The sequence below is a fragment of the Aquirufa rosea genome (assembly GCF_004118285.1).
GTDB lineage: Bacteria > Bacteroidota > Bacteroidia > Cytophagales > Spirosomataceae > Aquirufa > Aquirufa rosea.
Map to the genome: position 1 here is coordinate 349,943 of NZ_SDHY01000002.1, position 12,913 is coordinate 362,855.

The 12,913-nt window shown below is 38.0% G+C and carries 14 protein-coding genes; 6 read left to right on the forward strand and 8 right to left on the reverse strand.

Annotation, left to right across the window (positions count from 1 at the left end; translation table 11 throughout):
* Nucleotides 1-6: 6 nt before the first annotated feature.
* Nucleotides 7-426 carry a molybdenum cofactor biosynthesis protein MoaE gene (locus ESB04_RS04495; protein WP_129026527.1) on the forward strand — a complete coding sequence of 140 codons (420 nt, stop codon included), beginning with the start codon at nucleotides 7-9 and terminating at the stop codon, nucleotides 424-426.
* Here ESB04_RS04495 and ESB04_RS04500 read toward each other — a convergent pair.
* Nucleotides 387-1,466 (reverse strand): LuxE/PaaK family acyltransferase, encoded by a 1,080-nt coding sequence (locus ESB04_RS04500; protein ID WP_129026528.1) that lies wholly within the window; start codon nucleotides 1,464-1,466, stop codon nucleotides 387-389. The genes ESB04_RS04495 and ESB04_RS04500 overlap by 40 nt on opposite strands.
* Nucleotides 1,467-1,539: 73 nt before the next feature.
* Between ESB04_RS04500 and ESB04_RS04505 the strand changes: the two genes are divergently transcribed.
* Together ESB04_RS04505 and ESB04_RS04510 are read left to right on the forward strand one after the other, a co-directional pair.
* Nucleotides 1,540-2,094 (forward strand): hypothetical protein, encoded by a 555-nt coding sequence (locus ESB04_RS04505; protein WP_129026529.1) that lies wholly within the window; start codon nucleotides 1,540-1,542, stop codon nucleotides 2,092-2,094.
* An 8-nt stretch (nucleotides 2,095-2,102) separates the two neighbouring features.
* On the forward strand, nucleotides 2,103-4,289 hold the full coding sequence (locus ESB04_RS04510) for a S9 family peptidase (RefSeq protein ID WP_129026530.1): 2,187 nt from the start codon (nucleotides 2,103-2,105) through the stop codon (nucleotides 4,287-4,289).
* Here the strand turns inward: ESB04_RS04510 and ESB04_RS04515 are convergent.
* Nucleotides 4,284-5,663: a hypothetical protein gene (locus tag ESB04_RS04515; protein ID WP_129026531.1), complete on the reverse strand. Its 1,380-nt coding sequence runs from the start codon at nucleotides 5,661-5,663 to the stop codon at nucleotides 4,284-4,286. The genes ESB04_RS04510 and ESB04_RS04515 overlap by 6 nt on opposite strands.
* Nucleotides 5,664-5,859: 196 nt before the next feature.
* Here ESB04_RS04515 and ESB04_RS04520 point away from each other — a divergent pair, with 196 nt between their 5' ends.
* Together ESB04_RS04520 and ESB04_RS04525 are read left to right on the forward strand one after the other, a co-directional pair.
* Nucleotides 5,860-6,519, forward strand: coding sequence for a phosphatidylserine decarboxylase family protein (locus tag ESB04_RS04520; RefSeq protein WP_129026532.1), 660 nt, complete (start codon nucleotides 5,860-5,862; stop codon nucleotides 6,517-6,519).
* Nucleotides 6,520-6,593: 74 nt separating this feature from the next.
* A complete protein-coding gene (locus tag ESB04_RS04525) occupies nucleotides 6,594-7,094 on the forward strand; it encodes a DinB family protein (RefSeq protein WP_129026533.1) in 501 nt (166 codons plus the stop codon).
* 4 nt (nucleotides 7,095-7,098) lie between these two features.
* Here ESB04_RS04525 and ESB04_RS04530 read toward each other — a convergent pair whose 3' ends face one another.
* The 6 genes from ESB04_RS04530 to ESB04_RS04555 are packed head-to-tail and all read right to left on the reverse strand — an operon-like array spanning nucleotide 7,099 to nucleotide 12,082.
* Complete coding sequence (locus tag ESB04_RS04530; RefSeq protein WP_129026534.1) at nucleotides 7,099-7,593, reverse strand: GAF domain-containing protein; 495 nt, start codon at nucleotides 7,591-7,593, stop codon at nucleotides 7,099-7,101.
* A gap of 3 nt (nucleotides 7,594-7,596) precedes the next feature.
* Nucleotides 7,597-8,091, reverse strand: a complete 495-nt coding sequence (locus tag ESB04_RS04535) for a hypothetical protein (protein WP_129026535.1) — start codon at nucleotides 8,089-8,091, stop codon at nucleotides 7,597-7,599.
* Nucleotides 8,092-8,095: 4 nt separating this feature from the next.
* Complete coding sequence (locus ESB04_RS04540) at nucleotides 8,096-8,872, reverse strand: (Fe-S)-binding protein (RefSeq protein ID WP_129026536.1); 777 nt, start codon at nucleotides 8,870-8,872, stop codon at nucleotides 8,096-8,098.
* Between the two features lies 1 nt (nucleotide 8,873).
* Nucleotides 8,874-9,755 carry a sterol desaturase family protein gene (locus tag ESB04_RS04545; protein WP_129026537.1) on the reverse strand — a complete coding sequence of 294 codons (882 nt, stop codon included), beginning with the start codon at nucleotides 9,753-9,755 and terminating at the stop codon, nucleotides 8,874-8,876.
* A gap of 4 nt (nucleotides 9,756-9,759) precedes the next feature.
* Nucleotides 9,760-10,755 (reverse strand): alpha/beta hydrolase, encoded by a 996-nt coding sequence (locus ESB04_RS04550; protein WP_129026538.1) that lies wholly within the window; start codon nucleotides 10,753-10,755, stop codon nucleotides 9,760-9,762.
* Nucleotides 10,756-10,759: 4 nt separating this feature from the next.
* On the reverse strand, nucleotides 10,760-12,082 hold the full coding sequence (locus tag ESB04_RS04555) for a (Fe-S)-binding protein (RefSeq protein WP_129026539.1): 1,323 nt from the start codon (nucleotides 12,080-12,082) through the stop codon (nucleotides 10,760-10,762).
* A gap of 201 nt (nucleotides 12,083-12,283) precedes the next feature.
* On the opposite strand from ESB04_RS04555, the gene ESB04_RS04560 reads away from it, so the two are divergent.
* Nucleotides 12,284-12,904 carry a hypothetical protein gene (locus tag ESB04_RS04560; RefSeq protein ID WP_129026540.1) on the forward strand — a complete coding sequence of 207 codons (621 nt, stop codon included), beginning with the start codon at nucleotides 12,284-12,286 and terminating at the stop codon, nucleotides 12,902-12,904.
* Nucleotides 12,905-12,913 lie beyond the last annotated feature (9 nt).

The following is a 12,913-nucleotide window of genomic DNA, read 5'->3' on the forward strand; positions in this document are numbered from 1 at the left end:
CAACTCATGGAAAGAAAAGTTGCTTTATTGGAACAGGCTATACAGCTAGATGCTTTTTATCCCTTTTTACAGGATGATGTAGCCGGGGGAATCTGCTTGTTCATAGGTACCATTCGAAACAAGAATCAAAATAAAGAAGTGCTTTCTCTGGATATGGAGGCCTACCCTCCTATGGCTGTCAAGCAAATTAACTTACTGATTGATCAGGCGGGAGAAAAATGGCCCATACAAAAAGTAGTGATGGTGCACCGTACGGGTCCATTACAAATTGGGGATATTGCTGTACTGATTGGAGTAACTTGCATCCACCGAGCGGAAGCATTTCAAGCGTGCCAGTGGTTGATTGACCGACTAAAAGAAGAAGTGCCTATTTGGAAAAATGAATTTTACGAGGATGGTTCATCTTGGCTAGTTCCCCACCCTTGAGCTAACATGAGGTTACAGCCTCTTTGCTCTGAATTATCGAAGCGGCCCAATACCTTGAATCGTAGTCCATCGGCTTCTAATGAGCCCAAATCTTTGGTTTCTATAAAGGAACAAGAATCAATATTGGCCAAATCAATCACTTTAATTCCTCCTACCCTTCCTGCTTGCGTTACATGTCCGAATGGATCATTTACCTCCCTTAGCATGACCCGCATGGATACTCCCGGATTAAAAATTCCGTCCTTTTCGGCATAGGCCTGAGAAAACAATTCCGTCATACCATATTCTGAAGCCACTTGACTAAGGTGCATTTTTCCCTTTAGAAATGCATGGACTTCCTCACGTAACCACTCCTCCCTTCTTCCCTTCATGCCGCCCGTCTCCATGACCATGACCCGACCACTCGCCACCGCTTCTTTCCAAAAAGAAAAATCCTGGCCTGTATCCACCCAGTCCAATAAACCGAAAGTCACCCCCATTAACCATATTTTGCGGTCTGTTTGTAAAGCTGCCTTCAAATTATTCACCAAGGCATCGTATTGATTGAGGTAAAAACCAGCTAATTCCGACCGTGATTCTTTGATAAAATGATCCATCATAAAGACCAAGGAGGAGGTACTTCGTTCCAAATAAGAAGGCAAAAGGGCAAAAATGTGGTAGTCTTGCAATGAACCGTATTGTGCTTCAAAAATTCTTTTGGCCTGTTGTTGGTAAAAACTTGGATCACAAACTACGTGCTTGGAGGGAATTTGTCCAGTGGTACCTGAACTTTCAAATTGAAATAAAATAGGATCAAAACCCGTTTGTACTAAGTGACTTTTAAAAAATTCAATGGGTAAAAAAGGAATTTCTTTCAGCTGAGTAATCGTGGAAGGATCTTTACCCAACAATTCAACATAGAGATGATACAAAGGATTATGGGCAAACTGATATTGAAAAACAGCCAATGCCAAACTTTCAAAATCAGCTTCTTTCATCTGACTCACCCGATTCTTCAAGCTCCGAGAGATGCTTTCCCAATCCTCTTTTCCAACCTGCATAGCTTTTTTTGAAATTATGCACAAAATTAATGCAAATCATTAACTTTACGCTTGTATTGACCATCGAATCTTCATGATTAAACTAGGTAGTCTTATCATTGGTATTGCGCTATGCACCTGGGCCTTCGTTGCCTGTGTTCAGGAGCCGGAATATGGTACTACTCCGAATATTGAATTTGAATCAATCAAAAAAATCACCAAAATAAGTAACGACGGATTCGGAGGCAAAGCCAAGATTGACTCCGTGGTTATGACCATTAAATTCCAAGATGGTGATGGCGATTTAGGAATTACCACAGCTGAAAAAAACTCCGATCCTAAATACAAGGATTACAGAAATTTTGAAGTGGATGTATTACTAAAGAAAAACGGTAGATTTATCCCCATCACTTTTAGTCCAAAACTAGGAGGTTTAATGAATTTCCCTTTTAAACCTGACCAAAAGCCAGGTCCTATAGAAGGAAGTATTTCCTACTCCACCCAATTCGTATACGCATTTTACAAAGGCTATTCCCCAGAATTTACAGAGAAAAATGATACCCTAGCCTTCCGAATATCCATAAAAGACAAAGCATTTCATCAAAGCAATACGGTTGAGACCAGTCCAATCGTCATTTTTCAAGACTAAATTTTCCTATGATTCCACGTTTTTATCAAACCCTCAGCTTTGCTGTCCTATTCCTTTTAGCCCATGCTAGTTTTGCTCAAAAAAGCGTCAGCTTAGAAGATGTTTGGCAAAATTACACCTTCAGACAAAGAAGCATTCAAAACTTAAATTGGACTCAAGATGGCCATCATTATACGGAATTAAAAGAGGGCAAAATCATCAAATATGCTGTAGAAGACCCTAAGAATTCCGAAGTTCTATTTGATGAAGAGTTAAATCGGATCGATGGTAAAAAAATTCAAGTTCAATCGTTTAGTCTATCTTCTGATGAAAAGAAGATTTTAATTTCTACCGAATCAGAACAAATTTATCGCCGTAGTTCCAAGGAAAATAATTTCATCTTTGACCGTCAAACCAAAAGCCTTGTTTCTTTATCTAAAGCCGGCAAGCAAATGCATGCGAGTTTTTCACCCGATGGGAAAAAGGTAGCTTTTGTACGAAATAATAACTTGTTTTTGGTGGATCTAAGTTCTGGTAAAGAAAAAGCAATCACAACATCAGGTAAGTTCAATCATATTATTCATGGCGCTTGCGACTGGGTTTATGAAGAAGAATTTTCTTTTGCAAAAGCCTTCCAATGGTCACCTGACAGCAAAAAAATTGCTTATTATACTTTTGATGAGACCAAAGTACCCGAGTATAATATGCAAATGTGGGGAGATTTGTATCCGAAAGATTATCGCTTTAAATATCCTAAAGCAGGAGAAGCTAACTCCATAGTTAGTTTGAGCGTATATGCCTTAGACTCCCAAAAGAACATCCCTATCCAAGTAGGAAAAGATCAAAATCAATATATCCCACGCATGAAATGGACGGCTAGTTCCGACTGGGTTTCATTCATTCGTTTGAATCGCCTGCAGAATCACATGGAAATTTTGCATGCCTCTGCTAAGGATGGCTCCTCCAAAGTTGTGTATGAGGAAAGAAGCAATACTTCTTTGGAAATAGAATCTATCGGAAATGATATCACTTATTTAGCTGACCAAAAGCACTTCATTTTATCTTCAGAAAAATCAGGTTTCAAGCATTTATATGTGGCTGAAATAGCCACAGGTAAAGTAAATCCCATTACCACTGGCAACTGGGACGTGGATGATTTTTATGGTTACGATGAAAAATCTCAAACACTTTACTTCAATGCGGCTGCTAAAACAGCCATTCAAAGAGAAGTATATAAGGTTCAATTGGACGGCTCCAATTTTCAAATGATCTCGACACAAGCGGGCACCAATACGGCCAATTTCAGCCCAGATTTCTCCTTTTATATGCTATACTTTAGCTCAGCGAAAGAGCCCTTACAAATTAGCTTAAAGAGTAGCCAAGGTTCCTTGATTCGAGTATTGGAAGAGAATAACAAACTAAAGCAGCAGTTAAAAGAGTATGCCATTTCAAGCCGTGAATTTTTACAAATTCCTTTAGCCAATGGCGAATTCTTAAATGCCTATTGCCTTAAACCCAAGAACTTCGATCCGAATAAAAAATACCCGGTATTAATGCATGTATATGGTGGACCGGGTTCTCAACAAGTATTGGACGCCTATCCAGTAAGTAATGATTTTTATTGGTATCAAACCTTGTTAGATAAGGGTTATTTAATCTATTGTGTGGATAACCGCGGAACTGGTGCCAGAGGGGTAAATTTCAAAAGAATCACATACCAGAACCTTGGAAAAATTGAAGTGCAGGATCAAATTTATTCTGCCCAATATTTAGGTAAACTTCCTTACGTGGACGCGTCTAGAATTGGAATTTGGGGCTGGAGTTATGGAGGATTTATGTCGTCCAACTGTTTAATGCAAGGTGCCGATGTATTCAAAACAGCTATATCTGTGGCACCGGTAACCAACTGGCGTTTCTATGATAGTATTTATACGGAACGTTATCAAAGAACACCTCAAGAAAATGCCAAGGGGTATGACGAGAACTCACCTGTAAATCATGTCAATAAATTAAAAGGAAATTTATTGTTGGTGCATGGAACGGGCGATGATAATGTACATTTCCAAAATGCAGTAGCCTTACAGGAGGCATTAATAAAAGCCAATAAACAGTTTCAAAGTTTCTATTATCCTAACAAGAATCATAGTATTGCTGGAGGAAATACCCGATATCATTTATACCAAATGATGACAAACTTCCTTTTGAAAAATTTATAATTTTTTGAGCATTTGATAAACATCCGGATGCAGGCGATAGGTAAACATCCGCTGATCTTTTTCGTCGGATTGAATATCCAAAATCTGTTCTTTACCCAGCAAGAGGCGAAGTGACTTTGTCAAATTTTCAAACATTTTGGCTCTAAATTGTCGTTGTGATTCTGGTGAACTTTTATGTTTACCAAAAAAAGCAATGATTTGATGTCCAGAGATATAGCCTGTTTTGTAGTTCAAAATCAAAAAATCAAGCAACATTTTTTCGTTTTCCCCCAACATGATTTTTAAGTGATTTCGCAATCTTTTCTTTTTCCATTTTTGGAATAGAAATAAAGCTAAGACCAAAAAACCTATGGCTACCAAAATGAAAGTCCCTTGTATAATGGATTGATACCATGGTACTTGATGTAGCTTGCCCAGATATTCCGCCTCACGAAGCAAATCATTTACCATAAATCGATAATTTTTGACATTATTCGGTGAAACTTGAATGGCCAAATTAGTCCAAATCAAGGTATCTCCATTAATATGCAATGCCTTATCAAAATTACTGGCATAGTAACCTTCAAGTACCAAACGATTTCTATTTTTCCAACAATAGGTTTTGAAATCATCCAACACATCAATGATAAACAGGGTATCAAAATTCTTTTCTCTACCAGATTTATCCAACAAAAAGAAATATCGTCCATTGAATAAATAATAACGAGATATATCCTTTTCCAAAAAAGATTTAATTTCCTCCAGTTCGATGGCCCCCTTAATGACAAATTCACTGGTGGAAAAATTGTATTCATATATATTCCAATCAAGTAAATCCAATTTCTTTGTATCCGTATCATTGACCGAGTGATTTCCCATAGTTACGAACCTATCTCGACTGGGAACATAAGCTGACAAACCCATGGTGATTGCAGGAGGAACATCACCTTTTGCTTGAATACTCAACCATTCCTTACCTTCTGCATTGTATTTGGTCAGAATATTGGTAGAAGTCCAAAATCCATATCCTCCAAAAGAATAAAGAATTCCATTTCGATAAAATGTATGACTTAAGCAATTGGCCCCTCGATAATAAGTTTCATCAATTCGCCTAAATACCAATTGCTTTTTATTAATTTGATATACTTGATTAGTACAGGAAATTATAAGATAAGCCCAGTCAGAATTTTCTATTTTAAATTCTTTCACGGCATAATTTGCCGAAATCAAATCTGCTTTTTCAATATTTTCAAGGGAAAGCTCTCCTAAGTTAGACCAGGGTAAACCATTCTTGGTTCTCGAAAGTTGATTATTTTCAAAATTAATCTTGTAAAAATAACCAGCACTTGGACTAAACCATTCTAAAGTTTGGGCAAAGACATTTCCCTGTATCATCAAAAAAAGACTTAGAAAGTAGCTGCCTAAACGCATATTAGATTTCAAATGAATAATAAAAATGCAATTTTTTCAATTAAAATTGTCTAATTCTTAGGTATAGATTAAAGAGCTATACCATATTTTTCAACAAAAATGGCTAATTTTACGGATTAAAGTTTAATCTTTTGACCGGATTAAACCATAAAAATTGCTTATGACCCTACACAGAGAAGGAAAATCGCTCTTATTGACAGCCATCATTATTGTATTGGCTATTAATGCCTTAGTGGCTTATTTTTTACCTGAACAGGTTTATATAAGAGAGGCTGTCGTAGTGGTAACAGCAGTGTTTTACTTGCTTTTAGTTCAGTTTTTTCGCGTTCCAAAACGAGTAACGAATATCAATCCACAACATATCATAGCCCCTGCTGATGGCAAAGTAGTGGTGATTGAAGAGGCTGTTGAAACGGAATATTTTAAAGATAAGCGCAGGCAGATATCCATTTTCATGTCGCCCATCAATGTACACATCAACTTCAATCCTATTTCAGGGATTGTATCATATTTTAAATACCATCCGGGTAAATATTTAGTGGCTTGGCACCCCAAATCCAGCACAGAAAATGAGCGTACAACCTATGTGGTCAAGCACGAAAATGGTACGGAGGTATTGTTTCGTCAGATTGCGGGAGCTTTAGCTAAACGCATCTGCTGGTATGCCAAAGAAGGGGAGGCTGTAATACAAGGTACCGAATTCGGTTTCATCAAATTTGGCAGTCGAATTGATATTTACTTACCTTTAGACGCAGAAATTTGTGTTCAATTAGGGGATAAACCCGTTGGTGGTGAAACTGTCATTGCAAAATTGGCATAATTAATTCTTCTTTTCTTGCTCATCGGTTTCTTGATTGATCATTGATTATTCGTTCTTAATCAAAAAACATTCTAATGTACAGACATTTAACTGATTTTTACTCGGATTGGGCATATGAATCCCAAAGAACTATCCATATGTTTGAGGCGATCGCTGATGAGCATTTTAAAAAAAGTAAACAAGAAAATTTCAGAAGTATCGCTAGGCTTGCTTGGCACATTACAGAAACCATTCCTGAGATGTTGCTGCATGCAGGCATAAAAGGCTTGCAGGAGATTCATCCCAGCACAGCACAGCAGGATGTTAAATCTTTAATTCTTGTCTATCAAACGACATCAGAAGCCGCATTAAAGGCGCTTTCCTCCCAATGGTCCGATAATATGTTGGATGAAAAAATACCGATGTATGGAGATCAATGGAAAAGAGGCGCTGTACTAAGTATCCTAATCAGGCATCAATCACATCATCGAGGTCAATTGAGTGTTCTATTAAGACAGGCAGGCAGGGTTATACCAGGCATGTATGGACCTACGAAAGAGGAATGGAAAAATATGGGCATGGAGGCAATGGACTAATGCTTTAAGCCCAGGTCCCTAAGTTTTTTTCGATCAAGGCGATAATGGCTTGCAAACCTTTTCTATCTACTTCTGAAAAGTCATCCAATTGGTCAGAATCCACATCCAATAACATACTGACTTCACCAGCTGAATTCATAACGGGTAATACAATCTCCGATTTTGAAGCAGAGGCACAGGCAATATGGCCTGGAAATTCATCTACATTGGGAACAATAATACTTTCTTGATTTCTGAAAGCATGTCCACAAACACCTTTATGATAGGGGATGCGGGTACAGGCCACTGGACCTTGGAATGGACCCAATACCAATTCATTTTGTTTATTGAGGTAAAAACCTACCCAAAAAAAGCCAAAATACTCATGGATAGCCGCTGAAATATTGGCTAGATTGGCATATAAATCCGTTTCTCCAGTAATCAATGCCTCTACCTGAGGAAGCAATGCTGCATACTTTTGCTCCCTAGTTCCTTCTACTTTTTTTAAATCCTCCGCCATAAATTAAATGGTAGTTGCCACAAAATACTTACTTAACCAAGAGTTCTTAGCTGAAATTGGCCAATTACTTCTATACTCTCCTAGATCCTTTACCTGAGGGACAGCTATGGATGAGTCAGGGTGTATGGTACCTTCTGCAACCGCTTGCTTTACTCCTAAAAGAGGCAATAATCGCAAATGATCTCCTTCCGCTAGTGCCACAGAACGGTCAAAAAAATCAATTCCTAAGCGAACAGCTAGGTCTTTAAACCAAGTGGTTGAGGCATCTATGGAACAGCCAGAGGCAGCATGAAGTTGCTCATCCACGGCAATCATAATGATTTGCTTGTACTTGATTTCAAAAGAAGCTAAAAGGGATACACCATGTGCATTCCAATCTTGAACAGCTTGCTTTAAATACATCTGAACAAAGTCTAACTCTTCTTCATTCATGGCCCGAGAGGCTTGATATATCCAAACTCGGGAATGATTCGGTAATTCTGGTAAGGCTACGTACATAAATTTAAATCATGGTTTGCTGAACCAATTCAGCTAAATCAACTACTTGTATTTCTTTATCTTTGCCATGTTTGTTCAATCCATCTTGAATCATAACCATGCAGAAAGGACAAGCTAATGCCACTTTTTGGACTCCTGAATCAATGATTTCTTGCGAACGTTTGGACTGAATATCTACATTTCCGGGCTCTGGCTCCTTAAACACCTGGGCTCCCCCAGCTCCACAACACAATCCTTTAGTTCTACAACTTTTAAGTTCTTTTAGTTCCTTTTTAAGACCTTGAATGATATTTCTTGGCGCTTCATAAATCCCATTACCTCTTCCCAAATAGCAAGAGTCATGATATGCAACAGCTTCCTTTTCTTCTTCTTTTAATTGAATTTTTCCTTGGGCAAGGAGCTCTGCCAACAAAGTACTGTGGTGAATTACCTCATAATTCCCCCCTAAATCTGGATATTCATTTTTAAGTGTATGGAAGCAATGAGGGCAAGCTGTGACAATTTTTTTGACGCCATACATGTTCAATACTTCAATATTGGACATGGCTTGCATTTGGAATAAAAATTCATTGCCACTTCGGCGAGCAGGATCACCCGTACAAGATTCTTCGGTACCTAATACGGCAAATGAAATTTGTAAATTTTGTAAAATCTCACAAAAGGCACGTGTTACTTTCTTATGTCTATCATCAAAAGAACCTGCACAGCCTACCCAAAACAAAAATTCAGGGCTTTCTCCACTAGCAGCCCATTCGGCCATTGTTCTAATTTTAAGTTCCATGCTATTCTTTTTTTGACTTTTTTTCTTGACGCATTTGTTCTACAGTTAACCTGCTACCATCAGGACTCCAACCTGGAGGTCCAAGTACATAATTCCAAGCAGTCTTGAGATTATCGGAATGAAGCAGATCTTTAGCAATTTGTACCCATTCAAAAAAGGCTATTTTTGCAGGGTTATAACTTTCTATTTGTTTAGTTAAACCATAATGAGGCCTATTTTCCTCTTGCTGAAAAGTACCAAAAATTCGATCCCAAATGATCAAAACACCAGCATAATTTGTATCTAGGTAATCCAAATCTGTACCATGATGCACTCGGTGATGTGAAGGGGTATTAAAGATGTACTCAAACCATGCTGGCATTTTTTTGATTAACTCAGTATGTATCCAATATTGGTATAACAAGCTAATCTGTTGAAAGAAAAAAACGATGAATGGATGTACCCCCATCAATAGGATCCAGATGTAAAATAAAAATGCACCGGATAAATTCCCCGTCCAGGTTTGTCGAAGCGCAGCCGCTAAATTGTATTTGGGCGAGGAGTGATGAACCATGTGAGAGGCCCAAAAGTATCGTACTTCATGAGATATACGATGAAACCAATAATAGGTTAGATCATCTGCAAAGAAGGCAAAAACCCATACCCACCACCAGTCGACTGATAAATCAAACAATCTCCAATGATCATAAACATAAAAATAGCAAACATAAATGACCGATTTAGTCAGCAAACCAATGAATAAATTACCCAATCCCAATCCGATGGAAGTCATAGAATCTTTGGCTTCCACAAAATCTTTATGTTGTTTAAAAACCACATAGGACTCCAATATGACCGTAGTCAAAAAGAATGGAACCGCATAAAGAATTAAATTCGGATTCATAGATTTAAGGTAAATGAACAACTTCTTTCAAAAACTGAATACTGGCTTGTAAAGGCAGATCCGTTCTTTTGGCAAGTATGGTGGAAGTAATAACATGATTTTCAGACAAAGGAAATGCCATTTCTTTTTTCTGTGAGGCTGAGGTTCCTAATAAAGGAAACATATCTTTCATGGCTTTAACCGAAACAACGGGATCTTGATGAGCCTCATCCTGATAATAATAACCCATGAAAACAGGACATTTCACTTGTTCAAACACTTCTTTTTTCATCTGATGAGTCAAAAAGTTCTGAAGTTCTACCGCTCCCTCCAATCGGTAATGTAAATTCCAATATTTGTCATGGTCCGCATTTTGAGCAGGAATATCCCTGTAATTACCTCCTACCACTTTTCTGGCAATTTGAAGTCCCCAAGGATTATCCATTAAAACTGCTGCCGGATCAGCGATGGCGATACAAGGACTATACAAAAGTAATGCTTTAATTTCTGGATGGCGGGCCGCCAATGCGAGGGATAAGGCTCCTCCAAAAGACGTGGCTAGAACTATCACCTGATCACCCATTTTTTTGGCTAATGCCAATTGATTCTCCACACTTTCAAAATAGTCATCCGCAGTAACATGTTGCAAAACACTATCCGAGGTGACGAAACCATGTCCTGCCACGCGAGCAAGCAATAAGTTGGCTCCAAAAGTTTTGGCAATTGATCTATGAATCGGATCTCCCTCCATTTGAGAAGCCGAAAAACCATGTACATACATAAAAACAATTGGCGTTTTCTGAGGGTGCAATGAATCTGCCCAAACTATTTTAGCCTCATTGTTTGCCTTAATTTGTGGAAAAGCTGCTTCTTTTTCTTGAAGATATTGGGCAAGTGCAGGCAAAGAATCTGGAATATTTTTCCATGTCACCCCTCGATTAAGTTGAGGTGCTTTCGGGCTTGGTCCAAGAGAAAAAAACAGAATTAGACCTATGATAATGGGAATAAAAACCTTTTTCATTTGCTTATGATTTTGCCCAGTTTAATCGATCCGATGGGTTAAATTTCCATGGTGCTTGGTTCGTTTCTATGTTGGCAAACATACTATTCCAAGCAGCTGGGGCATCTGATTGCTCCATAATTTGATAGCGACGTAAGGCCAAAATGATGTTTAATGGAGATAATTCCATGGGACAAGCCTCCACGCAAGCTTGACAAGTAGTACAAGCTCTAAGTTCCTCCGCAGAGATATAATCCCCCAAAAGAGATTTACCGTCTTCGGACCATTGTCCTCTATTTTGAGATAAGACTTTTCCAACCTCTTCAAGTCTATCTCTTGTGTCCATCATGATTTTCCTAGGAGACAAAGCTCTTCCCGTTTGATTCGCGGGACATTGCTCCGTACACCTGCCACACTCTGTACAAGAATAGGCGTCCAGCGCATTTTTCCAAGTTAAGTCCATAACATCTTTGGCACCAAAGCGCAATTGCTCAGGTACAGTTGCATTGGCATCAACAGGTTGACCTAACATCAATTTAACTTCATGTGCCACAGATGGCATATGCGCTATTTTGCCGGAAGATTCGAGGCTCGAATAATAGGCAGCAGGAAAGGCAAAGAAAATATGCAAATGTTTGGAATAGGTAACATAAAGGGCAAAACCTAAAATGCCTAAAATATGGAACCACCAGGCCACACGTTCCAACATCAACAAGGTGGAAGTGGATAAGTCCGAAAACATGGGGATTAAGTTTTTAGAAACAACAAATGCCCCAACCGGCTCAAAATGCTCGACTTGTCTTGCCTGTAAAATGGCATCACTAGCATTCATGGTCCATAAAGCGAGCATCAAGATACATTCAATAGCCAAAATGGTATAAGCATCTTTCAATGGAAAACCAGCTAATTCACGATGGTTTTGAACTTGTAGACGAGGCACCTGAATAATCGACCTTCGCATAAAAAAGACCAAACAGGCTACAAAAACACCCAAGGCTAGCAGTTCAAAAAAGTCTAATAAAAAAGGATAAATGCTTCCAAGATAGGGCGCAAAGATTCGATGCGTTCCGAGAATTCCATCCAAAACAATCTCAACTATTTCCACATTGATTAATACGAAACCAGCGTAAATCAAGAAGTGAAAAAAGCCTACCAAGGGTTTTTGAAACATTTTCTTTTGACCAAAAGCCAACAAAAAAACACGTTTCCATCGCTCGCTGGATTGATCATTTAATTCAATAGGCTTAGCCAACTGAATAGTGGAGATAATTAGTTTGAATCGTTGCGTTACCAAATAACCCAGCCCTGAAAGGACCAAAATAAAAAGTACTTGGAGAATAATTTGCATGATTGATGAGTGTTTTGCTGAATCTTTTTGCCCTAACGCTGTCAAGGTTTTAAACCTTGACAGCGTTGCAGAAATGCTGATAAAGCTAAGTTTTTTTACTCAAAGTTTTTACCACATTTCTGATATTTTTTACCAAAATTTTAAGATTATCTTTTCGAAAAGTTTATGAGAATTAATAACAAACATCCAAATCCACTAATCATGAAAAAAAACACATCTTACATGGTTCCAGACCAACTTTATCATGTCTATAATCGGGGGATAAATAAAGCCAGAATTTTTAAAGAATTTAGGAACTATCGTTTTTTCTTAAGCAAGTATCAAAAGTACATCAGCCCGATCGCTGACACCTATGCCTATTGTTTGTTAGGAAATCATTTTCATTTTCTACTTAAACTTAAATCTGCACAAGAAATATATGATTTTAAAAAAATCAAAATAGAGCAGCGCGACCAAATTGATATTTGTAAACTAATCGCCATTCAATTTGCCACACTTTTTAATAGTTATGCTCAAGCTTTCAATAGGACTAACGACCGAACGGGTGGATTGTTTGAAAGACCATATAGGAGAATTCCAGTGGAGGATGAATCTTATTTCACGCAATTGATTAAATACATTCACCTAAACCCAGAATACCATGGCATAGCGCATGATTTTAAGCAGTATAAAAACTCATCTTATCAAGATTTCACGAGCTTGAAAAGGAGTTTTGTTGATAAAAAATCAGTACTGGATTATTTCGATGGCATGGAAGGATTTAAAGAATTTCACGCGACTGAGATGAATGAAAAAAACATTATCAATTTACTGTTAGAATAAACTGAAAAT